The sequence below is a fragment of the Micromonospora sp. NPDC007220 genome (assembly GCF_040634035.1).
In the GTDB taxonomy this organism is placed as follows: domain Bacteria; phylum Actinomycetota; class Actinomycetes; order Mycobacteriales; family Micromonosporaceae; genus Micromonospora; species Micromonospora reichwaldensis.
The window spans coordinates 394,647-420,474 of sequence record NZ_JBEYEU010000001.1; the positions used below are offsets into that span (position 1 = coordinate 394,647).

Here is a 25,828-nt window from a genome sequence, read left to right on the forward strand (position 1 = left end):
GCCTGTCGGTCGGCCGTACGCATGGGGAACAATGGTTGGGTGACCAGGCCTGCCTCCGCCCGTGCCGCTCGTCTCGACCAGGTCTGCGCCGCCGCCGTCGAGGTGGCACGTGACGCCATCACCGAGGTCGACCCCTCGGACATCGGCGACCACCTGCAGGCCGTCGCGGAGGGCGATCGACTCGTCACCCATTATTTCGAGTGCCGGCTCGCCGGCTACCGGGGCTGGCGGTGGGCGGTCACCGTCACCCGCGTGCCGCGCAGCCGGCACGTCACCGTCTGCGAGACGGTGCTGATCCCCGGCACGGACGCGATGCTCGCGCCCGGCTGGCTGCCGTGGCAGGAGCGGCTCAAGCCGGGCGACCTCGGCCCCGGCGACCTGCTGCCCACCCCGGCGGACGACGACCGGCTCCAGCCCGGCTACCTGCTCTCCGACGACCCGGCGGTCGAGGAGACCGCGTGGGAGCTGGGTCTCGGTCGGGCCCGGGTGCTCTCCCGGGAGGGGCGCAGCGAGGCCGCCCAGCGCTGGTACGACGGCGACCACGGCCCGTCCGCCGCGATCTCGGCCGCGGCCCCCGCCGCCGCCCGCTGCGGCACCTGCGGCTTCTACCTGCCGCTCGCCGGCGCCCTGCGGCAGTCCTTCGGGGCCTGCGGCAACTTCTACGCCCCCGACGACGGCCGGGTGGTCAGCGCCGACCACGGCTGCGGGGCGCACTCGGAGACCCTGATCGAGGCGGCCGAGACCCCGGTCGAGGAGATGCCGACGGTCTACGACGACAGCGCGGTCGAGCCCATGGCGGTCAGCCGGGCGCCGGGCTCCGTCGAGGCCGCGGAGCCGGCGGAGCCGTACGGCCACCCCTGACGCCGTTGGCACGGCGCCGGTCCGGCGGACCGGTGTCGTCGCAGGTCAGCGGCCGGCGCGGCGGCGACGTCGGTTGGCGTCGTGCCGCATCATCACGGCGAGACCGGGGAAACCCCACAGGAAACCGGCCAGGCAGGTCCACAGCCAGTCCTGGTGATCGTGCGCGGTCAGCCAGTCGCGGAAGAAGACCAGCAGTACCAGCCCGGCGAGCGCCCAGGCCGCGATCCCGGCGAGGGCGAACGGCACCATCGGCGGGTCGAGCGGCTCGGGCCGCGGGGGCTGCTCCTTCGGCACGCGGCAAGCGTACGCGATCAACTTTTCCTGCTGGCCGGTGATCTGCGACGATGCGCGCGACAACGGAAGATCCACCTGCGAGGACCTGATGGCAGTAGCGCCGCCCGAGAACGGCACACCACCCGACCCAGCGCACCCCCGTAACGGTTTCGACCGGTACTTCGAGATCTCCGCCCGTGGCTCGACGATGAGCCGCGAGGTACGCGGGGGCCTGGCGACCTTCTTCACGATGGCGTACATCGTGGTGCTCAACCCGCTCATCATTGGTGGTGCCGTCGACGGCGACGGCAAGAAGCTCTCCATCGCCGCCCTCGCCGCGGCAACCGCCCTCGTCGCCGGCCTGATGACCATCCTGATGGGCGTGGTGGGCCGGTTCCCGCTGGCGCTCGCCGCCGGCCTCGGCGTCAACGCGCTGGTCGCGTACGAGATCGCCCCGGAGATGACCTGGGCGGACGCGATGGGCCTCGTGGTGATCGAGGGCCTGATCATCGCGGTGCTGGTGCTGACCGGCCTGCGTACGGCGGTGTTCCGCTCGGTGCCGACGCAGATGAAGACGGCGATCGGCGTCGGCATCGGCCTCTTCCTGACCATCATCGGCCTGGTCGACGCCGGCTTCGTCCGCCGGGTGCCGGACTCGGAGAACACCACGGTCCCCGTCGGGCTGGGCATCGACGGCAGCCTCGGCAGCTGGCCGATGCTGGTCTTCGTGGTGGGTCTGCTGCTGACCATCGTGCTGATGGTGCGGCGGGTCAAGGGCGCGATCCTGATCGGCATCCTCGGCTCCACCGCGTTGGCGATCGTCGTCGAGGCGTTGTTGAACATCGGGCCGTCCTTCGTCGACGGCAAGCCCAACCCGAAGGGCTGGGCGCTGAACGTCCCCGAGCTGCCGAAGACCTGGGTGGACGTGCCGGACCTGTCGCTGCTCGGCAACTTCAACCTGTTCGACTCGTGGGGCCGCGCCGGCTGGGTCGTCGTGCTGATGTTCGTGTTCACCCTGCTGATCACGGACTTCTTCGACACCATGGGCACGATGGTGGCGGTCGGCCAGGAGGGGAGCATGCTCGACGAGCAGGGCACCCCGCCGCGGGCCAAGGAGATCCTGCTGGTCGACTCGATCGCGGCGGCTGCCGGCGGTGCGGCGAGCACGTCCAGCAACACGTCGTACATCGAGAGTGCCGCCGGTGTGGCGGAGGGCGCCCGTACGGGCGTGGCCAACCTGGTCACCGGCGGGTTGTTCCTGCTGGCGATGTTCCTGGCGCCGCTGGTCGTGGTGGTGCCGTTCGAGGCGGCGTCGACGGCGCTGGTGGTGGTCGGCTTCCTGATGATGACCGCGGTGCGGACGATCGACTGGTCCGACTACGAGATCGCGATCCCGGCGTTCCTAACGATCGTGCTGATGCCCTTCACGTACTCGATCTCCAACGGCATCGGCGCCGGCCTGATCTCGTACGTGGTGGTGAAGCTCGCCCGGGGCAAGGCACGGGAGATCCACCCGCTGCTGTACGGGGTGGCCGCCCTCTTCGTGCTCTACTTCCTGCGCGGGCCGATCGAGTCGGTGCTCTGAACACGGCCTGCTCCGGGCCGGTGACCGAACGGGGTACCCGGCCCGGAGCAGGACAAACTTCTCGTGAGCGTGGTCATATCAGTGGTCATTCGCCAAGCTAATTAGTTAGGCTAACTATCGTGACGGAGCGGACGGTGACGGCGAAACGCGTGCCACCGGCGCAGCTGGCACCTCAGTTGCGTGATGCGATCACCCGGCTGAACCGGCGGGTCCGCCAGGCCCGGCCGGTCGGCGACCTCACGGTCACCCAGCTCTCCGCGCTCACCAGCCTCCGGCTGGCGGGTGCGCTGACGCCTCGGGAACTGGCCGACGTGGAACGGGTGCAGCCGCCCACGATGACCAGGATCGTCGCGAAGTTGGAGGAGCGCGGCCTCGTGCAGCGCACCCCCCATCCGACCGACGGCCGGCAGGTCATCCTGGCGGCGACCGAGGGGGGACGGGCGGTGCTCGACCAGTTCGAGCGGGTCCGTGACGAGTGGCTGGCCCGCCGGCTGGCCGACCTGACCGAAGCCGAGCGGGAAACCCTGCGGCAGGCCGCCGAGATCCTTCAGCAGCTCGCCCGCGCCTGATCCGCGCGTCGTGCCACCGCGCCGTCCGCCGTCGATGACGCGTACGACCGCGAGGAGGCGCACCAAGAGTGCAGGCGAAGCTGAGCACGATGTTCCAGTCCCTACAGGTCCGCAACTACCGGCTCTTCGCATCCGGGCAACTGATCAAGCTGATCGGCGTCTGGATGATGTTCATCGCCCAGGACTGGCTGGTCCTCGAGCTCTCCGACAACTCCGCCACCGCGCTCGGCGTGGTGACCGCGCTCCAGTTCACCCCGGTGCTGCTGCTCACCCTGCTCTCCGGGCGGCTCGCCGACCGCTACGACAAGCGGATGCTGCTCTTCGTCGCGAACGCGTTCTGGACCGTCCTGGCCCTCGCCATGGCCCTGCTGGTGATCACCGGCCTCGTGCAGCTCTGGCACGTCTTCGCGTTCGCGGCCCTGCTCGGCGTCGCCAACGCCGTGGAGACCCCCGTCCGGCAGGCGTTCGTCTCCGAGCTGGTCGGTACGTCGCTGCTGCCGAACGCGCTCTCGCTCAACGCGGCCGTGTTCAACTCCGCCCGAATCGTGGGGCCGGCCGTCGCCGGCCTGGCCATCGCCGCCTTCGACGTCGGGCCGGTCTTCATGTTCACCGCGCTCAGCTCGATCGCCCCACTGGTCACCGTGATCCGGATGCGCCCCGCCGAGCTGCACCGGGAGGCGCTGCCGCCGCGTGACGAGCGGGCGTCGGCTAAGGTCGTCGACGGCCTGCGCTACGTCTGGCGCCGGCCCGACCTGCTGCTGCCCATGGCGGTGATGTCGGTGATCGGCATGTCGCTGTTCAACTTCCAGCTGACCCTCGCCGCGCTGGCCAAGACCGTGTTCCAGACCGGTGCCGCCTCGTTCGGGCTGTTCAGCACCGCGCTGGCGGTCGGCGCGCTGGTCGGGGCGCTCGCCGGCACCGGGCGGCGCAGCCGCCCGTCGGTCTGGCTGGTGCTCGGCGCGGGGGTCGGCTGTGCCAGCTTCGGCACGCTGGTGGGGCTCGCCCCGGCGTACTGGATGGTGGTGACGCTGCTGCTGCCGACCGGGTTCTTCATGGTCTTCTTCGCCCAGGCGGCCAACCAGCGGGTCCAGCTCGGCACGGACGCCGCCTTCCGCGGCCGGGTGATGGCCCTGTGGGTGCTGGTCTTCCTCGGCACCAACCCGGTCGGTGCGCCGCTCATCGGCTGGGTCGCCGAGACCTACGGCGCCGGTGCCAGCATCTGGATCGGTGGGCTGATCTCGCTGGCCACCATCCTGGTCGCGCTCACCTGGCAGCTGCGCCGCTCCGGTGCCCGGCTGCGCTTCCGCATCCTGCCGATGCCGCGCTTCTACGTCACCTCCGCCGACTGCTGAGCCCGTCGCCCGGGCGGGCCGATCGCTTCCTCGACCGAGGGCGCGGATGACACGAAAGCGGTGGCGGTAAGGGGGAAAGCGGCTTAGCGTCGATACGTGGAGCTCGGACGCGCGCTGCTGCTGATCCTGGCCATCGTCGCCATGGCCAGCCTGCCGGCGCTGATCGCCCTGGTCTTCTGCGCGGACGAGATCATCGACCGGGTCGCCTGCGGGTACGCCGAGTGGCGTGAGCGCCGGCGGGAGCGGCGCACCATCGTCCGGCTGGACCGGGCCGTCGAGGCCGACGCGCTGACCCGCGACATCGACCTCACCGCCTTCGACCGGCCCGACCGGCGCCCGCTGGAGGAACTCGCCGCCGACCTGCGCCGCCTGCGCAGCCAGGGGGTGGGTTCCGACGGCCGCCAGCCCGTCTGGCACGCCATGGTCCTCCAGGCGTACGACGACCGGCTCCGGCTGGCCTGCCGGGCCCTCGGGCTGGCCGAGCACCTGACGGAGCTGGAGGGCGTCGACCTGGAGCTGGAACGCGTCCGGGTGGAGGGCCTGCTGCACGCCGCCGGGCTGACCCTGCCGGCCGCCCGGGCCGGTCACTGGCAGCGTCACCGCTGAGGGCGGGGCCCGCGTGAGGCTCTTCGTCGCGCTCTACCCGCCGCCCGAGGCGGTCGCGCACCTCGGCGCGCAGGTCGCCCGCCTGCGGATCGGCGCGGCGGCCGCCGCCGGGACCAACGTCCGGCTCGCCGACCCGGCCAACGCGCACGTCACCCTCGCCTTCCTCGGCGACGTCGAGGCGGACCGGCTGGTCGCGGTGGAGAGCGCGCTCGGGCTCGCCGCCGAGTGGTCCCGCGACGGCCGCCAGGCCGCGCCCCGGCTCAGGCTGGCCGGCGGCGGGCGGTTCGGGCGGGGCCGGTTCACCGTGCTCTGGGTCGACCTGCGGGGCGAGGTGGAGCCGGTGCTGGTGCTGGCCCGGCTGATCCGCTCCCGGCTGCGGCACGCCCGCCTGCCGCACGACGAGAAGCCGTTCCGCCCGCACCTGACCGTCGCGCGCCCCGGCGACCGGGTGCCCCCGGCCGACGTGGCCGCCGACGTCGCCACCCTCGACGACTACGAGGGCCCGGAGTGGCCGGCCGGCGAGATGGTCCTCGTGCGCAGCCACCCCGGCCCCCGCCCCACCTACGACCGCCTGGCCGCCTGGCCCCTCTGACGCTCCCCGGTCACCAGGCCCAGGCCTCGGGGCCGGGGCCGCCGTTGCCGACGGGCGGGAAGAGCTCGTCCAGGCGGGTGAGGGTGTCCTCGTCGAGGTCGACGGTCAGGGCGCCCAGGGAACGGTCGAGCTGGTCGGTGGTGCGCGGTCCGATGATCGGGGCGGTCACCCCGGGCCGGGACAGCAGCCAGCCGAGGGCCACGTCCGCCGGGTCGTGACCGAGGTCGCCGCAGAGTTTCTCGTACGCCTCGATGGTCGGCCGGTGCTCGGCGAGCGCGTCGGCGGAGCGGCCGCTGGCGCCCCGCGCGGCCCCGCCCTCGGCCATCTTCCGCAGCACTCCGGCGAGCAGCCCGCCGTGCAGCGGCGACCACGGGATGACGCCCAGCCCGTGGTGCTGCGCGGCGGGCACCACCTCCAGCTCGACGTACCGGGTCATGAGGTTGTAGATGCACTGCTCCGAGACCAGGCCGAGGAAGTGGCGCTTACCCGCCGCCTCCTGCGCCACGGAGATGTGCCAGCCGGCGAAGTTGGACGATCCGACGTAGAGGACCTTGCCCTGGGCGACCAGGGTCTCCATGGCCTGCCAGATCTCCTCCCACGGCGTGCTCCGCGAGACGTGGTGCATCTGGTAGAGGTCGATGGTGTCGGTCTGGAGGCGGCGCAGCGAGTCCTCGCAGGCCCGGACGATGTGCCGGGCGGAGAGGCCCTGCTGGTTGGGCCACTCGCCCATCTTGCCGTAGACCTTGGTGGCCAGCACGACCTTCTCCCGCCGGCCGCCGCCCTGGGCGAACCAGCGCCCGATGATCTGCTCGGTGATCCCCTCGCCGGTCTGCCAGCCGTAGACGTCGGCGGTGTCGAAGAAGTTGATGCCGTGGTCGAGGGCCCGGTCCATGATCGCGAAGCTGTCCGGCTCGGTGGTCTGCGGCCCGAAGTTCATCGTGCCGAGGCAGAGGCGGCTGACCGACAGGCCCGTACGGCCGAGGTTCGTGTACTCCATGAGGCCACCCTGCCACGGCGGCAGTTGGAGCGCCTCGCGTTGACTCCGGCGACCGGGTGGTCGCCGGAGTCAGGCGGTCACGAGGACTCGCGGGCCGCCGGGCCGCTGCCGAAGAGCACGTCGTCCCAGCTCGGCAGGCGCTTGCGCGGCTTACCGCTGGCGTCGGTCGACTCGCCCGACGCTGCCGCCGGCGCGCCCGTGCGACGGGGCCGGAGCACCGCCAGCGACGGCACGGCCGGCACCTCCTTGGGCGCGTCCGAGTCGTCGTCGAAGGCGGAACCCTGGCCACCGCCGAGCAGTGCCGCCGCCCCGCCACCGACCGGCCGCTGGCGCGGCGCGTCCTGCCCGGCCAGGGCGGCCGGGGTGCGGGGTTCGAGCCCACGACCCGAGGTCGAGCCGAGCGGACGGTCGAGCGAGGCGAGCAGGGCGTCCCGCCCGGCCCGGATCGGGTCGCGGCCGGGACGGCTGTGCTCCGCCGCCGCCGGCAGACCGTGCCCGCCCCGGCTCGGCTCGCCGCGCGACGGGCCGGGCAGCGCGTGGCCGCCCCGCTCCGGTGCCGGCTCCTGGCCGAGGATCGGGGTGGGCCGCTCGGCGCAGAGGTATTGCGCCATGTCGTCGTGCGGGGTGACCGACTGCCGGGTCTTGTCGAGATCCCAGATCGCCTGCGCGGTCGCCTTGCCCGAGGGCCAGGTCGCCACGATCCGCCAGGTGCCGTCGTCGCGGCGCCACGCGTCCCAGGAGATCTTCTCGGTGTCGATCCCGTGCTGGGCGAGCCGGCCGTTGACCACCTCGGCGAGCGGAGTGGGCTTCTCCGCGCCCTTCAGCCGGGTGCGGCGGGCGTGCTGGGCGAGCATGGCCCGCTCCTGGAGCACCGGGCCGGCGTAGCGCAGCACGCGGTCGACCGGCACGCCGGCGATCCGGGCGACGTCCTCGGCGGACTCGCCGGAACGGATCTTGGCCTGGATGTCCCGTGGGGAGAGTGAGGGCACCGGGTCGGCGGTCGCCGTCGGGGCCACCGCGAGCGGCGGGGCGCCGGGCTCGGCGTGCAACGCGCCGGCGATCCGCTCGTCGATGGGCAGGGCGAGCAGTCGCCCGACCTCGTCGGCGAGCACCAGGGCCTGGCCGTCCTCGGAGAGGGCGACGAAGCGTACTGGGCGCATGGCGTAGCCTCCGTCCCGCTTCGCTGGCCGTCACGCCACGAGCCGGCCACCCGGGCGTCCTCGCACCACCGTACGCGCATCTGTCCGCAGGTGGGGGATGCGACACCCGCATGTCGCGACTGAGCTGCGACGATGATCACGGTCGGTGGCCGCCGACGCGTCCGGCGGCCACCGACCGTGACGGCGATCAGAGTCGCTCGACCACGTAGTCGATCGACGCGGTCAGCGCCTCGACGTCGGCCGGCTCGACGGCCGGGAAGAGCGCGACGCGGAGCTGGTTGCGGCCCAGCTTCCGGTACGGCTCCGTGTCCACGATGCCGTTGGCGCGCAGCGCCTTGGCGATCGCGGTGGCGTCGACGGACTCGGCGAAGTCGATGGTGGCGACCACGTTGGAGCGCAGCGCCGGGTCGGTGACGAACGGCGTCGCCACCTCGGAGCGCTCCGCCCAGCCGTACACGATCGCGGCGCTCTCAGCCGTGCGCTTGGCCGCCCAGGCCAGCCCGCCCTGGGAGTTCATCCAGTCGGTCTGCTCGGCGGCCAGGAAGATGGTGGCCAGCGCCGGGGTGTTGTAGGTCTGCTCCAGCCGCGAGTTGTCGATCGCGGTGACCAGGTCGAGGAAGGCCGGGATGTAGCGGCCGGACGCCTTGATCTCGCCGGCCCGCTCCAGCGCGGCCGGCGACATCAGGGCCAGCCACAGGCCGCCGTCGGAGCCGAAGCACTTCTGCGGGGCGAAGTAGTAGACGTCGGTCTCGCCGACGTTGACGTCCAGGCCGCCGGCGCCCGAGGTGGCGTCGACCAGCAGCAGCGAGCCGGGGTCGGCGCCGGCCACCCGGCTGATCGGCACCGCGACACCCGTCGAGGTCTCGTTGTGCGGGGTGGCGTAGACGTCCACCCCGGCCTCGGCGGTCAGGGTGGGCGCGGTGCCGGCCTCCGACTTGCGGACGGTGGGCTCGCCGAGGAACGGGGCGTCCTTGACGGACTTGGCGAACTTGGCGCCGAACTCGCCGAAGCTGGCGAACTGCGCCCGGTCGCGGACCAGGCCGAACGTCGCGACCTCCCAGAAGGCCGTGGTGCCGCCGTTGCCCAGCACCACCTCGTAGCCCTCGGGGAGGGAGAAGAAGTCGGCGATGCCGCGGCGCAGCCGGGCCACCTCGTCGCGGACGGTCTTCTGCCGGTGCGAGGTGCCGAGGTAGCTGGTCGCCACCTCGGCGAGGGCGGAGACCGCCGCCGGACGGACCTTGGACGGCCCGCAGCCGAACCTCCCGTCGGCGGGCTTGAGGTCGTCGGGAATCCGGATGGTCGGTGCGTCAGCCACGGTTGTCGAGATCCTTCCGCATGGGCGAGGGCGGGCCCGGTGTTCAGGCGGGCACGGATCGACGGCGGACGCGCGCTCAGGCGCACGACGTGGCCGGGACCCGGGCCCGGTCCGGCGTCACTGCCGGCCCTCATCCTCCCACCCGCGCCGGCCGCGCCGACCGCTGATCCCACCAGCGACGTTGAGGCGTCCACCACAATCCGTGCCAGTGCGCCGCACCCGGAGGCAAGGAAGGGCCCCCTCCTGTACGCCAGGCGTTGGGAGGGGGCCCTTCCTCACATCTCAGACGCCGTGCGGGATGGCGTCCCAGCCCTCGACGTCGCTCGGCTTGCGGGTGCCCGGGCCGACGTAGCGGGCCGACGGGCGGACCAGCCGCTGGAGCTTCTTCTGCTCCAGGATGTGCGCGCTCCAGCCGCCCATCCGGGCGCAGGTGAACATGGAGGTGAACATGTGCGCCGGCACCTCGGCGAAGTCCAGCACCACGGCCGACCAGAACTCGACGTTGGTGGCGAGCACCCGGTCCGGCCGGCGGGCCTGGAGCTCGGCCAGGGCGGCCTTCTCCAGCGCCTCGGCGATCTCGAAGCGCGGCGCGCCCAGCTCCTTGGCGGTGCGGCGGAGCACTCGGGCGCGCGGGTCCTCGGCCCGGTAGACGCGGTGGCCGAAGCCCATCAGCCGCTCGCCCCGGTCGAGGACGCCCTTGACGTAGCCCTCGGCGTCGCCGCTGCGCTCGACCGCCTCCAGCATGCTGAGCACGCGGGACGGGGCGCCGCCGTGCAGCGGGCCGGAGAGGGCGCCGATGCCGGAGGAGATGCAGGCCGCGGCGTCCGCGCCGGTGGAGGCGACGATCCGGGCGGTGAAGGTGGAGGCGTTCAGGCCGTGCTCGGCGGCCGAGATGAAGTAGGCGTCGACCGCCTTGACGTGCCGCGGGTCCGGCTCGCCCCGCCAGCGCTTCATGAAGCGCTCGACGATGGTGGACGCCTTGTCGATCTCCTTCTGCGGCACGGCCGGCAGGCCCAGGCCGCGCGCCGACTGGGCGACGAAGGAGAGCGCCGTGACCGACACCCGGGCGAGGTCCTCGCGGGCCTGCTCTTCGGAGATGTCGAGCAGCTGGTTGAGACCCCAGTACGGGGCCAGCATCGCGACCGCGGACTGCACGTCCACCCGGATGTCACCGGAGTGCACCGGCACCGGGAACGGCTCCGCCGGCGGCAGACCCGGGCCGAACCGCCCGTCGACCAGCAGCGCCCACACGTTGCCGAAGGAGACCTGGCCGATCAGATCCTCGATGTCGACGCCGCGATAGCGCAGCGCGCCGCCCTCGCGGTCGGGTTCGGCGATCTCGGTCTCGAAGGCTACGACGCCCTCCAGTCCGGGTTTGAAATCGGCCATGTCGCTCTCCTGGATCTGCTCGGTGCGCCCGCCCGGGGCTCCGGTCCCGGCCCAGCCGGGCGAGCGCCTTAGGCGACCCTCAGGGATGTGTTCGTGACATCTTGCCTGCTGGGTAACCGGATTCGCGACCCACTGCGACTGTGCCGCACACGACATCCCCGGTCCGGGCGGCCCGGACCGCGTCGGCGACACTGTGCGGTGCGGGCTGGCCAGCGCCGCAGGCAGCGGGCCGGGTCGACGAGGAGGAGGGGGAACGTGACGGGGGACACAGTCCGGCCGGCGGGTATGCGTAACGAGTACGCCCCGGAGCTGGGCCTTTCCGAGGCGGACCTGGCCGCCGACTGGCACGGCCAGTTCGCCCGCTGGTTCGCCGACGCGGTCGCCGCCGGACTGCCCGAACCGAACGCGATGGTGGTCGGCACCGCCGACGCCGCGGGCCGCCCGAGCGCGCGCACCGTGCTGCTGAAGGGGTACGACCCGGAGGGCTTCGTCTTCTTCACCAACTACGGGTCCCGCAAGGGCGCCGAGGCGGCCGTCAACCCGCACGTGAGCCTCGTCTTCCCCTGGTTCCCGCTGCACCGGCAGGTGGTGGTGGCCGGCCGGGTCGAGCGGGTCGACCGGGCGGAGACGGAGGCGTACTTCGCCAGCCGGCCGCGCGGCTCCCAGCTCGGGGCCTGGGCCAGCACCCAGTCCCGGGTGATCCCCGGGCGGACCGTGCTGGACGAGGCGTACCGGGCGGCGGCGGAGCGGTTCGCCGAGGTCGAGCCGATCCCCGCCCCGCCGTACTGGGGCGGCCTGCGGGTGCGGCCGGAGTCGGTGGAGTTCTGGCAGGGCCGGGTCAGCCGGCTGCACGACCGGCTGCGGTTCCGGCTCACCGGGCCCGGGGAGTGGACCGTCGAGCGGCTGGCGCCGTGACCCAGCTCAAGGACGCGCGGCCGACCGGGCTGCGCCGGTTCGCGATCGACGTGCGCCCGCTGGCCGTGCCGGCGTACCGGCGGATGTGGCTCGGCAACGGCATCGCGATGTTCGGCATCCAGCTCACCGCCGTCGCCGTGCCGGTGGAGATGTACGCGCTGACCGGTAGCTCGCTCTGGGTCGGCCTGATCGGGATCGCGGCGTTCGTACCGCTGCTGGTCTTCGGGCTCTGGGGCGGCGCGGTGGCCGACGCGCACGACCGGCGCAAGGTGCTGCTGGCGACGGCGGCGGTGCTCTGGGCCGCCACGCTCGGCCTGGCGGTGCAGGCGGTGCTCGGGATCGGCAGCCCGCTGCTGCTGCTCGTCCTGGTGGCGGTGCAGTCGATCGCCTTCGCGATCAGCTCGCCCACCCGCAACGCGATCCTGCCCCGGCTGGTGCCGGCGGAGCTGGTGCCGGCGGCGACCACGCTGAACTTCACCACCTACACGGCCGCCTCGGTGGTCGGCCCGCTGGCCGCCGGCCTGATCTTCGCCTGGTGGGGCACCGACCTCGGCCTGCCGATCGCCTACGCGGCCGACGCGGTGCTCTACGCGGTCGCCGTCTGGGCGACGGTGAAGCTGCCGGCCATGCCGCCGGAGCCGGACCCGGACGCGTCCGCCGCCCCACGGCGGGCCGGGCTGGCCAGCATCGTCGACGGCCTGCGCTACCTGGCCACCACCCCGGTGCTGATGCTCTCCTTCGTCATCGACCTGATCGCCATGGTGCTGGCCATGCCCCGGGCGCTCTTCCCCGAGATCGCCGAGTCCCGGTTCGGCGGCGGCGCGGCCGTCGGCTGGCTCTACAGCGCGATCGCGGCGGGCGCGATGCTCGGCGGGCTGACCTCCGGGTGGATCGGGCGGCTGCGCCGGCAGGGGCTGGTGCTGGTGCTGGCGGTGGTCGGCTGGGGGCTGGCGATCGCGGCGGCCGGCCTCGCCGGCCAGCTCTGGCTGATGGTGCTGCTGCTCGCGGTGGCCGGGGCGGCCGACCTGGTCAGCGCCGTGCTGCGGCAGTCGATGCTGCTGGTCTACGCGCCGGACCGGATGCGCGGGCGGCTGATGGGCGTCAACACGGTGGTCATCGCCGGCGGCCCGCGCCTGGGCGACCTGCGGGCCGGTGCGGTGGCGGCCGGTTTCGGCGGCGGCGTCGCCTGGGTCGGCGGCGGGCTGCTCTCGGCGGCCCTCGCGGTGCTGCTCGCGGTGGCCTTCCCGGTGCTGCTGCGCTACCGGGCGGCGGACCCCTCCGGCGGTGACAAGGCGTGACGGGACGGGTCGGGGCGAGCGACGGCGGGGCGGGAACCGTTAGGGTCGCCCGCATGGACACCCCCGACCAGCGTCCGCCCTCGGGCGCGCAGTGGACCATTTCCGCCGCCGGCCACGAGGCCGTCATCGTGGAGGTGGGCGGTGGGGTCCGGACATACCGGCACGACGGGACCGACCACCTCGACGGGTACGCCGCCGACGAGATCTGTCCCGGCTGCGCGGGACAGGTGCTGGCCCCCTGGCCGAACCGGATCCGCGACGGGCGCTACACCTTCGGTGAGCGGTCGTTGCAGCTCACCCTCAGCGAGCCGGACCGGGGCGTGGCCATCCACGGGCTGGTCAACTGGGTGCCGTGGCGGCTGGTGGAGCAGTCGTCCGACGCGGTGACCGTCGGCTACGACCTGCCGCCGCAGCCGGGCTACCCGTGGCCGCTGCGGCTGCGTACCCGCTGGAGCGTCGGCCCGGACGGGTTGCGCGCGGAGCACGAGGCGACGAACCTCGGTGCCGAGCCCGCGCCGTTCGGCTTCGCGGTGCACCCGTACCTGCGGGTGCCCGGGGTGGCGGTGGACGACCTGTCGATGCGGCTGCCGGCCCGGACGCGGTTGCAGGTGGACGGCCGGCTGCTGCCGATCGGGGGCACCCCGGTCGCCGGCACCGAGTACGACTGGACCAGCCCCCGCCGGATCGGCGGCGCCCGGCTCGACCTCTGCTTCGGCGACGTGATCCGCGACGACGACGGCGGTTCGGTGGTCAGCCTGGCGGCCCCGGACGGCACGGCCGGCGTACGGATCTGGGCGGACCGGGAGTTCGGCTGGTGGCAGGTGTTCACCGGCGACGCCCTGCCCGGCGAGCGGCGGCGCCGTTCCGTGGCGGTGGAGCCGATGACCTGCCCGCCGGACGCGTTCCGTTCGGGCCGGGACGTGATCACCCTGAAGCCGGGCGCGACCTGGCGGGGTGCCTGGGGCGTACGGCCCGGGGCCTGAGGCGGGGAGCGCATGGAGTTCGGCGAGGTGGTCCGGCGACGCCGGATGGTGCGCAACTACGACCCGGACCGGCCCGTCCCGCCCGACGTGGTGGAGCGGCTGCTCGACCACGCGGTCCGCGCGCCGTCGGCCGGCTTCGCCCAGGGCTGGGGCTTCCTGGTGCTGGAGGCGCCGGAGGACCGGGAGCGGTTCTGGGCGGCGACCACGCCGGGCGGCGGCGGCCGGGAGCGGTGGCTGGCGGGGATGCGCCGGGCCCCGCTGATCGTCGTTCCGCACGCGAACCGGTCGGCCTACCTGGAGCGCTACGCGGAACCGGACAAGGGCTGGGCGGACCGCTCGACCGAGCGCTGGCCGGTGCCCTACTGGTACGTGGACACCGGCTTCGCCGCCCTGCTGATGCTGCTGACCGCCGTGGACGAGGGGCTGGGGGCGTGCTTCTTCGGCATCCCCGCGCAGCGCCTCGACGCCTACCGGGAGGCGTTCGGGGTGCCGGGGGAGTACGAGCCCGTCGGTGCCGTCACTGTGGGTTATCGTGCGGCTGACCACCGGTCACCGTCGCTGCGCCGGGGGCGTCGCCCGGTGGACGAGGTGGTCCGGCGGGGGCGCTGGAGCTGACCGGCGCCGGACAGGCCGTCGGGTGTTTCCTCCGGTGGCGATCCGGATGGCGGGTGGCGAAACTGACATCGGGGAGCAGAACGCGGTGTGGTGCAGCCCGCTACGCTGGCACGGTCATCGGTGCCGCGGGTCGCGGTGCCGCGCCGCGACCCGACCCGGTGTCGTGGGTCGGCCCGGCCAGGGGGAGGGGAGCGTGCCGTCGTGATCTTCAGAGCGGTCCGGGACGGGCGTCCCTACCCGGAGCACAACCTGACGCTCAAGCAGTGGGCGGAGATCCCGCCGAGGCCACTGCGCCTGGACCAGTTGATCACCACCAAGCGTGAGCTGGCGCTGGACAAGCTCCTCGCCGAGGACTCCACCTTCTACGGCGACCTCTTCCCGCACGTCGTGCAGTGGAACGGCGGGCTCTACCTGGAGGACGGGCTGCACCGCGCCCTGCGGGCGGCGCTCCAGCAGCGCAACCAGATCCACGCCCGGGTGCTCGTCCTCTCCGGCCCGATCGAGTGAGCGCGGCCCGCCGGCCGTCCGACCCGTACTGACCTGCGATTTCGCGGATTCGACGCGGCGGTTTCGTCTGCCGGCGCCCTTCGACGAGCGGCTGTCGCACCGGAGCCGTACCGTCATCTCCAGACGACGTGTCTGACGAGGACGGTGAGGGCCATGGCCCGCGACGGTGACATCAACGAGCCCACGAGGGAGTTCCCCGGTTATCCGACCGGCGAGGCGCTCAAGGAGCGGTCGGCTGTCACAACCGAACCGGATCCGGGTGCGCCACCACCACCGGCGGGCGGGCCCGCGCGCGGCCTGCTCTGGGTGCTCGGCGCGGCGGCGCTGGCGGTGGTGGTGCTGCTCGGTGTGCAGGCCACCGGCCTGCTGCCGGACTTCCGCAACCCGTTCGCCAAGGAACAGACCGACCGCAGCCAGCCGCCGCTGCTCAAGTCGATCCAGGATCTCAGCCGCTACGTCGCGGCCGAGGGCAACTTCCAGGTGGTCGTCGATCTCCAGAACGACCGGCGCAACGTGCCCGACTGGCTGCTCAGCCAGCGCACCCTCTTCGTCGGGGCGGGCAGCGTGGAGGCGTACGTCGACTTCGCCAAGATCTCCGAGGGTGCGGTGGTGGAGTCGGCCGACGGCAAGTCGGTGGAGATCAGGCTGCCGGCGCCGCAGCTCGGCAAGACCAACCTCGACCTGGAGAAGAGCTACGTCTTCGCCGAGGAGCGCGGGCTGCTCAACCGGGTCGGCGAGCTGGTGAAGGGCGACCCCAACCGCCAGCAGCAGGTCTACCAGCTCGCCGAGGAGCGGATCACCACCGCCGCCCGGGACAGCGGCCTGACCCAGCGGGCCGAGGAGAACACCCGCAAGATGCTGGAGGGGCTGCTGCGCTCCCTCGGCTACGAGAAGGTGACGGTCACCTACACCGCCCCGTGACGGTGGGCCCACGACGCGACGGCGCCCGCCCCGGTCGACGGGACGGGCGCCTCGTGCTCACCCCCGCCTCGGGCGGGGGCGGGGCTCAGTAGCGGGCGGCGGCGTAGCGGTCCTCGTTCGGCATCAGGACCCAGAGCACCAGGTAGACGACCACCTGGGTGCCGGGCAGCAGCAGCGACAGCAGGAACAGCAGCCGGATGAAGCCGGCCGACCTGCCGAAACGCTGGGCCAGGCCGGCACAGACGCCGGCGATCATGCGCCCCTGACGGGGGCGGACCAGTTTGCGACTCATCGTCGTACTCCCACTCTGCGGCGTTCGCCGCCTCTGCCCTCAACGGTAGGAAGGGGTGGCCACCGCGCCCTCGGTCCGGAGGAGGATCGACGGTGCCCGTACCCGTAGGTGGTTACCCGGGAACCGGCCCCGCGACGCCCCCGGGACCCGCCGGGCCGTGCCGAGCGGTCGCGGCTGGCGGCAGGGGCTGAGCTGGGCGGGTAGGCTCGCCGGTCGGGCACCCACACCCCCGGGTGCCGGACGGCCGCCCCGACCGGGCCGGCCACGACCGTGCCGGAGACCCACGAGGTACGACGGCGAGGAAGTGCAGCCATGATCAGCGTTTTCGACCTCTTCAGTGTCGGCATCGGGCCGTCCAGCTCCCACACGGTGGGGCCGATGCGGGCCGCCCGTACCTTCGTCGCGGGCCTGAAGGCCGACGGGTTGCTGACCGGCACGGCACGGGTGCAGGCGGAGCTCTTCGGCTCGCTGGGCGCGACCGGGCACGGCCACGGCAGCGACCGGGCGGTGCTGCTCGGGCTGGCCGGCGAGGCCCCGGAGACCGTCGACACCGACACCGTCGACGTGCGGATCACCCGGATCCGTGCCGAGCGCCGGCTGAGCCTGCTCGACGCGCACGAGATCGACTTCGACCCGGACCGTGACCTGGTGCTGCACCGGCGCCGGTCGTTGCCGTACCACCCCAACGGGATGACCTTCGTCGCGTACGACGGCGACGGCGTCGAGCTGCGTACCCGGACGTACTACTCGGTGGGTGGCGGTTTCGTGGTGGACGAGGCGGCGGCCGGGGCGGACCGGATCAAGCCCGACGCCACCCGGGTACGGCACCCGTTCCTCACCGGCGCGCAGCTGCTCGGCGTGACCGCGTCGACGGGGCTGTCGATCAGCGAGGTGATGCTCGCCAACGAGCTGTCGTGGCGCGGCGAGGGTGAGGTGCGCGCCGGCCTGCTGGAGATCTGGCGGGTGATGCGGGAGTGCGTGGAGCGGGGCTGCTCGCGCGACGGGGTGCTGCCCGGTGGGCTGAAGGTCCGCCGCCGCGCGGCCGAGCTGCGTCGCAGCCTGGAGACGGAGTCCGATCCCGCCGACCCGCTGCGGGCGATGGACTGGGTGACGCTGTTCGCCCTCGCCGTCAACGAGGAGAACGCGGCCGGCGGCCGGGTGGTCACCGCGCCGACCAATGGGGCGGCCGGCATCATTCCGGCGGTGCTGCACTACTACACCCGGTTCTCCCCGGGCGCCTGCGAGGAGGGGGTGGTGCGGTTCCTGCTGGCGGCGGGCGCGATCGGCGTGCTGTTCAAGGAGAACGCGTCGATCTCCGGCGCCGAGGTGGGCTGCCAGGGCGAGGTGGGCTCGGCCTGCTCGATGGCCGCGGCCGGGCTGGCCGAGGCGCTGGGCGGCACCCCCGCGCAGGTGGAGAACGCCGCCGAGATCGGCATGGAGCACAACCTGGGCCTGACCTGCGACCCGGTCGGTGGTCTGGTGCAGATCCCCTGCATCGAGCGGAACGCGGTGGCTAGCATCAAGGCGATCACGGCCGCCCGGCTGGCGCTGCGCGGCGACGGGGTGCACCACGTCTCGCTGGACAAGGTCATCAAGACCATGCGCGAGACCGGCGCGGACATGAAGGTGAAGTACAAGGAGACGGCGCGCGGCGGACTGGCCGTCAACGTGATCGAGTGCTGAGGGGGCGTTCGTTCATCGACTGCTAGCCTGTCGTCCGTCCGGTGAGGCGGGAGGCGGCGGTGACCTCTGGCGTCGCGGCGTTGTGGTCGCACCGCACCTCGCTGCGCATCCTCGTCCGGCGCGACCTCGCCGTGAAGTACCAGCAGTCCGTGCTCGGCTATCTCTGGTCGCTGATCGAGCCCCTCGGCCTGGGGGCGATCTACTGGTTCGTCTTCGGGGTCCTCTACTCGCGGGACACCAACCGCCACCTCGGCGACGCGGCCGACTCGTACCCGCTGTTCCTGCTCACCGGGATCTTCGCCTGGATGTGGACCAGTTCGGCGCTGAGCGAGGCGACCAACGCGCTGACCGGCCAGGCCCGGCTGATCACGACGATGAACGTGCCGCGGCAGGTCTTCCCGATCGGCCGGGTCACCGGCCGCTTCGCCGAGTACGCCGCCGGCCTGCCGATCCTGCTCGCCGTCGCCGTCGGGTACGCCGCGGCCGGCCGGGTCGAGCCGGGCTGGTCGCTGCTGGCCCTGCCGCTCGCGGTGGCGGTGCAGGCCGTCCTGCTGGTCGGGCTGGCGCTGCTGCTCTCGGCGGTCAACGTGCTGATGCGCGACGTCGAGCGCTTCATGCGGCTGGTCGTCCGGGTGCTCTTCTACGCCACCCCGATCATCTATCCGCTGAGCCTCGTGCGCGACGCCGACCTGCCGGGCTGGCTGAAGGTCGCCTACGAGCTGAATCCGCTGGTCGGCATCTTCCAGCTGCACCACTCGGTCTGGTACCCGGACGAGTTCCCGGACGCCCGGCTGCTCGCCACCTCCGTCGGCGTCAGCCTGCTGGTGCTGGCCGCCGGCTGGTGGTCGTTCCGCCGGCTCGAACCCGCCGTGCTCAAGGAACTGTAGGGATGGCCGATCCGATCATCGAGGCGGAGGGGCTGGGCATCCGGTTCGTCCGCAACCGGCGGCGGCAGTTGCGGCTGCGGGAGCTGTTGATCCACCGGGGGCGGCGCGGCGCGGACGACGGGCGGTTCTGGCCGCTGCGGGACGTGTCGTTCTCGGTCCGGGCCGGGGAGACCGTGGGCGTGGTCGGCCGCAACGGCACGGGCAAGAGCACCCTGCTGCGGCTGATCGCCGGCGTGCTCATCCCCGACGAGGGCCGGATCCGGGTGCGCGGGGACGTCGCGCCGCTGCTGGAACTCTCCGCCGGGTTCTCCAACGACCTGACCGGGCGGGAGAACCTCTACCTGGTCGGCGGCCTGCACGGGCTCCCGTCGGGCTACCTGCGGCGGCACTTCGACGACATCGTCTCGTTCGCCGGCGAGCAGGTGGAGCGGGCCGTCGACACGTCGGTGCGGCACTACTCGTCCGGCATGAAGGTCCGGCTCGGCTTCGCCATCATCTCGCACCTGCCGCACCCGATCCTGCTCATGGACGAGGTGACCGCGGTCGGGGACGAGGAGTTCCGCAAGAAGTGTTATGCGACGATCGACCGTCTGCTCGGGGAGGGGCGCACTCTGGTGCTGGTGTCACACAACGAAAAGGACCTGACCCGGTTCTGCCGTCGGGGGTTGTACCTCGACGGGGGCCGGGTGGGCGTCGACGGCACGATCGCCGAGGCGCTGCACGCGTACCACGTCGCGGTTCCGCGGTGACGCTCGCGATCGTGCTCGCCGCCGACGCACCGGCCGCGAGCCTGCCGACCCGCTCGGGCGAGCACCTCGCCGACCGGCTGGCCGACCAGCTCCGGCGCGCCGGGGCGCACGAGGTGCGCCACGCCGCCGGCCTGGACGAGCTGGCCGACCTCGTCGACGCGGCCACGCAGCCGGTGCTCGTCACCGGCGCCGACCTGGTCGCGCACACCGCCGTACTGCGGCACCTGGCCACCAGCCCGGTGGGGCCGACGGTCGCGCTGGTGCTCACCGACCCGCCCGGCGACGGCCACACGGCCGTGCGCGAGGAGCGCGGCCAGGTGGTCGGGGCCGGACCGGCGCAGGCGCTGGACGGCGAAGCCACCGGCGTGTTCGGTGGCGCGCTGCGGGTCGGCGTCGACGACCTGCCGTCGCTCGCCGCCGCCGCGCGCGCGGCCGCCGCCGGGGTGGTGCCCGTCGGCGCGCCGTCGGCCGCCGCGCCGCCGCCGGCCGGGCCCGCCGTGGACCGGCTCTTCGCCGGCCTCGCCGGGCTCGGTGTGCTGACCTTCGCCCAGCGGGTACGCCTGCTCGTGGCGCACCGGGTGGGCGACCCGGCGGGGCTGGCCGCCGCGGAGGCGGCCGTGGCCGCCGTCGACGAGGACCGGGCCGAGCTGAAGCTCTCGGTGAAGGAGCGGGACGACTTCTTCACCACCTTCTTCGTCAGCACCTGGTCGCCGTACGTGACGAAGGCGTCGGCGAAGCTCGGGCTCGGCCCGACCGCCGTCACGATGATCTCGGTGGCCTTCGCGGTGGCCGCCGCCGTGCTCTTCGGTACGGGCGGCCGGCTGGCGCTGGTCGCCGGGGCGGTGCTGCTCTACCTCGGCTTCGTGCTGGACTGCGTGGACGGCCAGGTCGCCCGCTACACCCGGCACTTCAGCGCGTGGGGCGGCTGGCTGGACACGATGGCCGACCGGGCGAAGGAGTACGTGGTCTACGCCGGCCTCGGCTACGGGGCCACCCAGGCCGGTTTCCGGTACGGCTGGGCGCTGGCGATCGCCGCGATCACCCTCCAGACCGTCCGGCACATGACGGACACCTGGTACGGCGTGCTGCACGACGAGGCGGCGCGCCGGCCGAAGGCGGTCGGCACCGCCGGCGGTGGCATCGGCGACAAGCTGAACGCCGCCTCCAACCGGGTGCAGGCCGACACGGGTTCGGTCTCGTACTGGCTGAAGCGCACGGTGGTCTTCCCGATCGGGGAGCGGTGGGCGCTGATCGCGATCACGGTGGCGCTGTTCGGCCCGCTGGTCAGCCTGTACACGGTGCTGGCCTGGGGGGTGCTGGCCTTCGCGTACACCGGGGCGCTGCGTACGCTGCGGGCCCGCTGGATGCGGGTGCCGGTGCTGGACACGGTCGACGCCACCCTGCACCGCGACGACGGGCCGCTGGCCCGGTTCCTGCCGGCGCTCCGGCCGGTGGGCCCGCTGGCGCTGGCGGTCGTCGCGGCGCTGGGCCCGGCGGCGCTGCTGGTGGCGGCGCTGCTGACCCGCGACGGGGCGGAGGTCCCGCGGTGGGCGGTGCCGGTCGCGCTGCTGGTGCTGCTGGTCGCCGGCCTCGGCGCGGGCGCGACGCACGCCGGGCCGCTGGACTGGCTGGTGCCGGCCGCGCTGCGGGCGGGCGAGTTCCTGTTCGCCATCGCGGTCGGGGTGGTCGGCGACGTGCCGCCGTGGCTGATCTTCGGGTACGTCTTCGTGCTGACCCTGCACCACTACGACCTGACCGCGCGGCTGGAGAAGCGGCAGTCCGCCCCGCCGCTGCATGGCGGCACGCTGGGCTGGGAGGGCCGGTCCGTGCTGCTGGCCCTGGCGGCGATCGTCGGTTTTGCGGGTATCGGGATGGCTACACTCGGTACGTACCTTCTCGTGGTTTTCGTGGGGAGTGTCGCCCTCGCCTGGGTCGTCCTGCCCGCCCGCGCCGCGCGGGCGTCGGTGGGCCTGGTCGGCGCGGGAGGTCGCTCGCCGGGCTGACGACAGGGGCCGGCCGATGACACTGATCAGCTTCGTCGTGCCGGCCTACCGGGTGCAGGGCTACCTGCGCGAATGCCTCGACTCCATCCTCGGGCAGCCCGTCACCGACATCGAGGTGATCGGGGTCGACGACTGCTCGCCCGACGACAGCGGCGAGATCCTCACCGAGTACGCGGCCCGCGACCCGCGGATGCGCGCCGTCCGGCTGACGGAGAACGTGGGGCTCGGTCCGGCCCGCAACATCGGGCTGGACCGGGCCGCCGGCGAGTACGTCTGGTTCGTCGACGGCGACGACTGGCTCGCCCCGGAGTGCCTGCCCGAGGTGGTCGAGCGCCTCCGCGCGACCCGCCCCGACGTGCTCCTGGTCGACCACGTCCGGACGCACTGGAACGACGCCACCAGCCGCAGCGCGATGGAAGAGGTGTTCCCGGAGCCGCCCGGCGAGGAGACCTTCCGGCTGCGGGACCGGCCCGAGACGCTGCGGCTGCTGCACACCGCCTGGAACCGGCTGGTCCGCCGGCAGTTCCTGATCGAGGAGGGGCTGCGCTTCGCCCCCGGCTGGTACGAGGACGTCTCGTTCAGCTATCCCGTGCTGATGGCCGCCGAGCGGATCGGTGTGCTGGACCGGGTCTGCGTCAACTACCGGCAGCGCCGCACCGGGGCGATCACCAGGACCAGGGGCGAGCGGCACTTCGAGGTCTTCGACCAGTGGCACCGGGTGTTCCGGCTGATGGACGCCTGGGGGCCGGCGGTCGACGACCTGCGTCCCGCGCTGTTCGAGCGGATGATCTGGCACTACCTGAGCGTGCTCGGCAACGGGGAGCGGATCGACCCCGAGCTGCGGCCGGCCTTCTTCGCCCAGATCACCGCCGACCACGCGCGCTGGCTGCCCCCCGGTGGCCATCCGGCCCCGGCGGGCGCGGAGGGGCTCAAGCACCGGCTGGTGGCGGCCGGGCGCTGGCGTACCTTCAGCGCGCTGCGCACCGCCTACCGCGCGCGGGACGTCGCCCGGCGTACCGCGCGGAGCGCGAAGCGGCGGGTCGCGCCCCCGGCCCGGCGCGCGGCCCGGCTGGCCCGGGACGCCCTGCTGCGCGAGTACTACCGGGCCGAACTGCGCCGCCCGGTCGATCCGACGCTGGCCGTCTACGCGGCCTACTGGTACCGGGGCTACTCGGACAACCCGGCCGCGATCTTCGAGGCGGCCCGGCGGCTGGCGCCGCAGGTGCGCGGGGTGTGGATCGTCCGGCGGGACCGCGTGCACACCGTGCCCGAGGGCGTCGCGTACGTGGTCGCCGGGACGCCCGCGTACTACCGGGCGCTGGCCCGGGCGCGGTGGCTGGTCAACAACGTGAACTTCCCGGACCACGTCCGCAAGCGGCCGGGCAGCGTGCACGTGCAGACCCACCACGGCACGCCGGTGAAGGTGATGGGCCTGGACCAGCAGCGGTACCCGGTCGGCGCGGTCGGGATGGACTTCGCCGGGCTGCTGCGCCGGGTGGACCGGTGGGACTACAGCGTCAGCGCGAACAGCTTCTCCAGCCAGATGTGGGAGCGCGCGTACCCGGCCGCGTACACCACGTTGGAGGTCGGCTACCCGCGCAACGACCGGCTGGTCACCGCAACCGCGGGGGAGGTGCGCCGGCTGCGTGCCGAACTCGGCCTCGGGCCCGACGAACGGGTCGTCCTGTACGCCCCGACGCACCGGGAGCACCTGCCCGGCTACCGGCCGCCCTTCGACCCGGAGCGGCTGCTCGACGTGCTCGGCCCGGCCGGTCGGCTGCTGATCCGCAGCCACTACTTCCACGACCGGGACCTACGCGCCCGGCGCCCCGCCGACCGGGACCGCGTACGCGACGTCAGCGGCCATCCGCGCGTGGAGGACCTCTACCTCGTCGCGGACGTGCTGATCACGGACTACTCCTCGGCGATGTTCGACTACGCCGTGCTCGACCGGCCGATCGTCGTCTACGCCCCCGACTGGGAGGCGTACCGGCTGGCCCGGGGCGTCTACTTCGACGTGACGGCGGAGCCGCCGGGCGCGGTGGCCACCAGCTTCGCCGACCTGCTCGACCTGTTCCGCGCCGGCGGCGTCGACTCGGCGGCGGCGCGCGCGGCCCGGCAGCGGTTCCGGGCCCGGTTCTGTGCGCTCGACGACGGCCACGCCGCCGAGCGGGTCGTCCGCCGGGTCTTCCTCGGCGAACCGGCCACCGCCGGCCGGCCGGCGCGCGGAGTCGGCGCGCTGGCCCCGGCGTCGCAGGCGGGAGGCGGACCCCGCTGACGCCGGCTCGTCCCGCCGGGTGGGCGTCACAGGGCCGTCACAAGCCGAACATGGCACGTTTACCCGATGTGCGAACCGCATGATCCTCGTCACAGTCATTCGGGATTCGGTCGACGAGGTGGGGGGAGGGCACGGTGACAACCGTCGCACTCAAGGATGTCACGAAGGTGTTCCGGGACGGCACCCTCGCCGTCGACAGCGTCAATCTCGACGTCAACGACGGCGAGTTCATGGTGCTGCTCGGCCCGTCGGGCTGCGGGAAGTCCACCGTGCTGCGGATGGTGGCCGGGCTGGAGGACCCGACGTCGGGCGCGGTGATGCTCGACGGCGAGCTGGCCAACGACCTGCCGCCGCGCGACCGGAAGATCGCCATGGTCTTCCAGGACTTCGCGCTCTACCCGCACATGACCGTCGGCGACAACATCGCCTTCCCGCTCAAGCTGGCCGGATTGGAGCCCGAGCCGCGCGGCGAGCGGGTCACCGACGTGGCCAGCGCGCTCGGCATCGGCGACGTACTCGGCCGCAAGCCCAGCCAGCTCTCCGGCGGGCAACGCCAGCGGGTCGCGATGGGCCGGGCGATCGTGCGCCGTCCGGGCCTCTTCCTGATGGACGAGCCGCTGTCGAACCTCGACAGCGGGCTCCGGGCCGAACTGCGCGCCGAGATCTCCGGCCTGACCCGGGAGCTGGGCGTCACCACCATCTACGTCACGCACGACCAGGCCGAGGCGCTGACCATGGCCGACCGGGTCGCCATCATGCGCAAGGGCGTCCTCCAGGACGTCGGCACCCCCACCCAGGTCTACGGCCGCCCGGCCACCCTCTACGTGGCCGCGTTCCTCGGCAGCCCGCGGATGAACCTGCTGGAGGCCTCGGTCTACGTCCACCTCGACCGCTACGTCACCCTCACCCTCGGCGACCAGGCGCTCCACCTGCCGTGGGACGACATCCGCAGCCGGGCGGTCGCGCACTACCACGGTGAGCGGATCGTGGTCGGGATGCGGGCCGAGGCGCTCACCCCGGTCGCGCCGGACACCCAGGGCGCCGTGCTGCACGGCCGCATCCGCTACCTGGAGCACCACGGGCACGAGTCGCTCGCCTTCCTCGACATCGGGGCCACCGCGATCGTGGTGGACGAGATGGGCACCCGGACGGAGGAGGCGCCCACCGGCCAGCGCGGCCTGCGCCGCTTCGGGCAGGTGATGCAGCGGCTGACCGGGCGCGCCCCCGAGGAGGAGGCCCCCGCCCCGGTCGCTGCCACCCGCACCAGCGTGCTCAACGACCCGGGCCGGCACCACCGGCGCCCCGCCGAGCTCGCGGTCCGGCTCGCGCCGTACCCGGGGATCGCCGCCGGGCACCCCCTGGCCGTCTCCGTACGCATGGACGCGCTGCACTTCTTCGACGAGCGCGGCGACCGGATCGACGTGGGCTGGCGCTGACGGGGGCGGTCCTTGCCGACAAAGTTACCGGCTAGTAACGTCGGGCCATGACCATCGACTCGCGCCAGGTGGCGGCCGGCATGCTGGAGGCTGTGCCGTTCGCCCGTACGCTCGGCATCGAATTCGTCGAAGTGGCCCCCGAGGCGGAGGGCGGGGTACGGGTGACCGTCCGACTGCCCGACTCGCCGGCCACCCACAACCACGTCGGCGGCCCGCACGCCGGGGCCATGTTCACCCTCGGCGAGACCGCCTCCGGCGCGGTCGTGCTGGCCGCGTTCGGGCAACTGCTCGACCGGGCCACGCCGCTGGCCGTGCGGGCCGAGATCGCGTACCGGAAGCTGGCCATGGGCCCCGTCCTGGCCACCGCGCGCCTCGACCGGCCGGTCGCCGAGGTGGTCGCGGAACTGGAGTCCGGCCGCCGGCCGGAGTTCCCGGTCCAGGTGGAGATCGCCACCGAGGAGGGCAAGCCGACCGGCGGGATGACCGTGGTCTGGACGCTGCGCCCGAACTGAGCCGCGCGGCAAGCGCACCGAAAGCGGTTTACGGGCGCGGAGGTCTGGAT

Annotated in this window: 25 protein-coding genes; 19 read left to right on the forward strand and 6 right to left on the reverse strand. The window is 73.3% G+C overall.

The features are described from left to right. The first annotated feature begins 21 nt into the window (after positions 1-21). A complete protein-coding gene (locus ABZ573_RS01990; RefSeq protein WP_151454151.1) occupies positions 22-861 on the forward strand; it encodes a DUF3027 domain-containing protein in 840 nt (279 codons plus the stop codon). A gap of 45 nt (positions 862-906) precedes the next feature. Here ABZ573_RS01990 and ABZ573_RS01995 read toward each other — a convergent pair whose 3' ends face one another. After that, on the reverse strand, positions 907-1,155 hold the full coding sequence (locus ABZ573_RS01995) for a DUF2530 domain-containing protein (protein WP_151454150.1): 249 nt from the start codon (positions 1,153-1,155) through the stop codon (positions 907-909). 88 nt (positions 1,156-1,243) lie between these two features. Between ABZ573_RS01995 and ABZ573_RS02000 the strand changes: the two genes are divergently transcribed. From ABZ573_RS02000 to thpR, 5 genes are all read left to right on the forward strand, one after another. Next, entirely contained in the window at positions 1,244-2,719 is a 1,476-nt protein-coding gene (locus tag ABZ573_RS02000; protein WP_151454149.1) for an NCS2 family permease, read from the forward strand. Between the two features lie 119 nt (positions 2,720-2,838). Further along, positions 2,839-3,288: a MarR family transcriptional regulator gene (locus ABZ573_RS02005; protein WP_192581363.1), complete on the forward strand. Its 450-nt coding sequence runs from the start codon at positions 2,839-2,841 to the stop codon at positions 3,286-3,288. A 68-nt stretch (positions 3,289-3,356) separates the two neighbouring features. Further along, positions 3,357-4,640, forward strand: a complete 1,284-nt coding sequence (locus ABZ573_RS02010; protein WP_151454148.1) for an MFS transporter — start codon at positions 3,357-3,359, stop codon at positions 4,638-4,640. A gap of 96 nt (positions 4,641-4,736) precedes the next feature. Beyond that, positions 4,737-5,246 (forward strand): hypothetical protein, encoded by a 510-nt coding sequence (locus tag ABZ573_RS02015; RefSeq protein ID WP_151454147.1) that lies wholly within the window; start codon positions 4,737-4,739, stop codon positions 5,244-5,246. Between the two features lie 13 nt (positions 5,247-5,259). Beyond that, a complete protein-coding gene (gene thpR / locus ABZ573_RS02020; protein WP_327030325.1) occupies positions 5,260-5,838 on the forward strand; it encodes an RNA 2',3'-cyclic phosphodiesterase in 579 nt (192 codons plus the stop codon). A gap of 10 nt (positions 5,839-5,848) precedes the next feature. Here thpR and ABZ573_RS02025 read toward each other — a convergent pair whose 3' ends face one another. The 4 genes from ABZ573_RS02025 to ABZ573_RS02040 form a co-directional block, all read right to left on the reverse strand. Then, positions 5,849-6,835, reverse strand: coding sequence for an aldo/keto reductase (locus tag ABZ573_RS02025; protein ID WP_151454145.1), 987 nt, complete (start codon positions 6,833-6,835; stop codon positions 5,849-5,851). Positions 6,836-6,912: 77 nt separating this feature from the next. After that, positions 6,913-7,995, reverse strand: coding sequence for a septation protein SepH (gene sepH / locus ABZ573_RS02030; RefSeq protein WP_151454144.1), 1,083 nt, complete (start codon positions 7,993-7,995; stop codon positions 6,913-6,915). 187 nt (positions 7,996-8,182) lie between these two features. After that, a complete protein-coding gene (gene serC / locus ABZ573_RS02035; protein WP_151454143.1) occupies positions 8,183-9,310 on the reverse strand; it encodes a phosphoserine transaminase in 1,128 nt (375 codons plus the stop codon). A 282-nt stretch (positions 9,311-9,592) separates the two neighbouring features. After that, positions 9,593-10,699: a citrate synthase 2 gene (locus ABZ573_RS02040; protein WP_151454142.1), complete on the reverse strand. Its 1,107-nt coding sequence runs from the start codon at positions 10,697-10,699 to the stop codon at positions 9,593-9,595. A gap of 285 nt (positions 10,700-10,984) precedes the next feature. Between ABZ573_RS02040 and pdxH the strand changes: the two genes are divergently transcribed. The 6 genes from pdxH to ABZ573_RS02070 all read left to right on the forward strand — a co-directional run bounded on the left by pdxH (position 10,985) and on the right by ABZ573_RS02070 (position 15,938). Beyond that, positions 10,985-11,614 (forward strand): pyridoxamine 5'-phosphate oxidase, encoded by a 630-nt coding sequence (pdxH, locus tag ABZ573_RS02045; protein ID WP_358116093.1) that lies wholly within the window; start codon positions 10,985-10,987, stop codon positions 11,612-11,614. Further along, positions 11,611-12,912 (forward strand): MFS transporter, encoded by a 1,302-nt coding sequence (locus ABZ573_RS02050; protein WP_151454141.1) that lies wholly within the window; start codon positions 11,611-11,613, stop codon positions 12,910-12,912. Before pdxH ends, ABZ573_RS02050 begins: the two co-directional genes overlap by 4 nt. A 53-nt stretch (positions 12,913-12,965) precedes the next feature. After that, positions 12,966-13,895 carry an aldose 1-epimerase family protein gene (locus ABZ573_RS02055; protein WP_327030326.1) on the forward strand — a complete coding sequence of 310 codons (930 nt, stop codon included), beginning with the start codon at positions 12,966-12,968 and terminating at the stop codon, positions 13,893-13,895. Positions 13,896-13,907: 12 nt separating this feature from the next. After that, a complete protein-coding gene (locus ABZ573_RS02060; protein WP_151454139.1) occupies positions 13,908-14,510 on the forward strand; it encodes a nitroreductase family protein in 603 nt (200 codons plus the stop codon). Between the two features lie 201 nt (positions 14,511-14,711). Beyond that, positions 14,712-15,017: a type II toxin-antitoxin system VapB family antitoxin gene (locus ABZ573_RS02065; RefSeq protein ID WP_089002310.1), complete on the forward strand. Its 306-nt coding sequence runs from the start codon at positions 14,712-14,714 to the stop codon at positions 15,015-15,017. Positions 15,018-15,170: 153 nt separating this feature from the next. Further along, positions 15,171-15,938 carry a DUF4230 domain-containing protein gene (locus ABZ573_RS02070; RefSeq protein WP_151454138.1) on the forward strand — a complete coding sequence of 256 codons (768 nt, stop codon included), beginning with the start codon at positions 15,171-15,173 and terminating at the stop codon, positions 15,936-15,938. Between the two features lie 85 nt (positions 15,939-16,023). Here ABZ573_RS02070 and ABZ573_RS02075 read toward each other — a convergent pair whose 3' ends face one another. Further along, the gene (locus tag ABZ573_RS02075) at positions 16,024-16,230 is read right to left on the reverse strand and encodes a PspC domain-containing protein (RefSeq protein ID WP_121396981.1); all 207 of its coding nucleotides are present in this window, start codon (positions 16,228-16,230) and stop codon (positions 16,024-16,026) included. Between the two features lie 312 nt (positions 16,231-16,542). Between ABZ573_RS02075 and ABZ573_RS02080 the strand changes: the two genes are divergently transcribed. From ABZ573_RS02080 to ABZ573_RS02110, 7 genes are all read left to right on the forward strand, one after another. Further along, on the forward strand, positions 16,543-17,913 hold the full coding sequence (locus tag ABZ573_RS02080) for an L-serine ammonia-lyase (protein ID WP_358114773.1): 1,371 nt from the start codon (positions 16,543-16,545) through the stop codon (positions 17,911-17,913). Between the two features lie 59 nt (positions 17,914-17,972). Further along, the gene (locus tag ABZ573_RS02085; protein WP_358114776.1) at positions 17,973-18,800 is read left to right on the forward strand and encodes an ABC transporter permease; all 828 of its coding nucleotides are present in this window, start codon (positions 17,973-17,975) and stop codon (positions 18,798-18,800) included. A 2-nt stretch (positions 18,801-18,802) separates the two neighbouring features. Then, positions 18,803-19,549, forward strand: coding sequence for an ABC transporter ATP-binding protein (locus ABZ573_RS02090; protein WP_151454135.1), 747 nt, complete (start codon positions 18,803-18,805; stop codon positions 19,547-19,549). 41 nt (positions 19,550-19,590) lie between these two features. Next, positions 19,591-21,552, forward strand: coding sequence for a DUF5941 domain-containing protein (locus ABZ573_RS02095; RefSeq protein ID WP_358116096.1), 1,962 nt, complete (start codon positions 19,591-19,593; stop codon positions 21,550-21,552). A gap of 16 nt (positions 21,553-21,568) precedes the next feature. Beyond that, on the forward strand, positions 21,569-23,830 hold the full coding sequence (locus ABZ573_RS02100) for a bifunctional glycosyltransferase family 2 protein/CDP-glycerol:glycerophosphate glycerophosphotransferase (protein WP_358114780.1): 2,262 nt from the start codon (positions 21,569-21,571) through the stop codon (positions 23,828-23,830). Between the two features lie 134 nt (positions 23,831-23,964). Next, positions 23,965-25,266 carry an ABC transporter ATP-binding protein gene (locus tag ABZ573_RS02105; RefSeq protein WP_327030330.1) on the forward strand — a complete coding sequence of 434 codons (1,302 nt, stop codon included), beginning with the start codon at positions 23,965-23,967 and terminating at the stop codon, positions 25,264-25,266. 47 nt (positions 25,267-25,313) lie between these two features. Then, complete coding sequence (locus tag ABZ573_RS02110) at positions 25,314-25,778, forward strand: DUF4442 domain-containing protein (protein WP_311410536.1); 465 nt, start codon at positions 25,314-25,316, stop codon at positions 25,776-25,778. Positions 25,779-25,828: the final 50 nt, after the last annotated feature.

What these genes read in the sequence shown, in the direction of transcription:
- ABZ573_RS01990 (WP_151454151.1), top strand. Translation starts at nt 22, where the DNA reads ATGGGGAACAATGGTTGGGTGACCAGGCCTGCCTCCGCCCGTGCCGCT.
- ABZ573_RS02000 (WP_151454149.1), top strand. Translation starts at nt 1,244, where the DNA reads ATGGCAGTAGCGCCGCCCGAGAACGGCACACCACCCGACCCAGCGCAC.
- ABZ573_RS02025 (WP_151454145.1), bottom strand. Translation starts at nt 6,835, where the DNA reads ATGGAGTACACGAACCTCGGCCGTACGGGCCTGTCGGTCAGCCGCCTC.
- sepH (WP_151454144.1), bottom strand. Translation starts at nt 7,995, where the DNA reads ATGCGCCCAGTACGCTTCGTCGCCCTCTCCGAGGACGGCCAGGCCCTG.
- ABZ573_RS02040 (WP_151454142.1), bottom strand. Translation starts at nt 10,699, where the DNA reads ATGGCCGATTTCAAACCCGGACTGGAGGGCGTCGTAGCCTTCGAGACC.
- pdxH (WP_358116093.1), top strand. Translation starts at nt 10,985, where the DNA reads ATGCGTAACGAGTACGCCCCGGAGCTGGGCCTTTCCGAGGCGGACCTG.
- ABZ573_RS02055 (WP_327030326.1), top strand. Translation starts at nt 12,966, where the DNA reads ATGGACACCCCCGACCAGCGTCCGCCCTCGGGCGCGCAGTGGACCATT.
- ABZ573_RS02060 (WP_151454139.1), top strand. Translation starts at nt 13,908, where the DNA reads ATGGAGTTCGGCGAGGTGGTCCGGCGACGCCGGATGGTGCGCAACTAC.
- ABZ573_RS02070 (WP_151454138.1), top strand. Translation starts at nt 15,171, where the DNA reads ATGGCCCGCGACGGTGACATCAACGAGCCCACGAGGGAGTTCCCCGGT.
- ABZ573_RS02075 (WP_121396981.1), bottom strand. Translation starts at nt 16,230, where the DNA reads ATGAGTCGCAAACTGGTCCGCCCCCGTCAGGGGCGCATGATCGCCGGC.
- ABZ573_RS02080 (WP_358114773.1), top strand. Translation starts at nt 16,543, where the DNA reads ATGATCAGCGTTTTCGACCTCTTCAGTGTCGGCATCGGGCCGTCCAGC.
- ABZ573_RS02090 (WP_151454135.1), top strand. Translation starts at nt 18,803, where the DNA reads ATGGCCGATCCGATCATCGAGGCGGAGGGGCTGGGCATCCGGTTCGTC.
- ABZ573_RS02100 (WP_358114780.1), top strand. Translation starts at nt 21,569, where the DNA reads ATGACACTGATCAGCTTCGTCGTGCCGGCCTACCGGGTGCAGGGCTAC.
- ABZ573_RS02110 (WP_311410536.1), top strand. Translation starts at nt 25,314, where the DNA reads ATGACCATCGACTCGCGCCAGGTGGCGGCCGGCATGCTGGAGGCTGTG.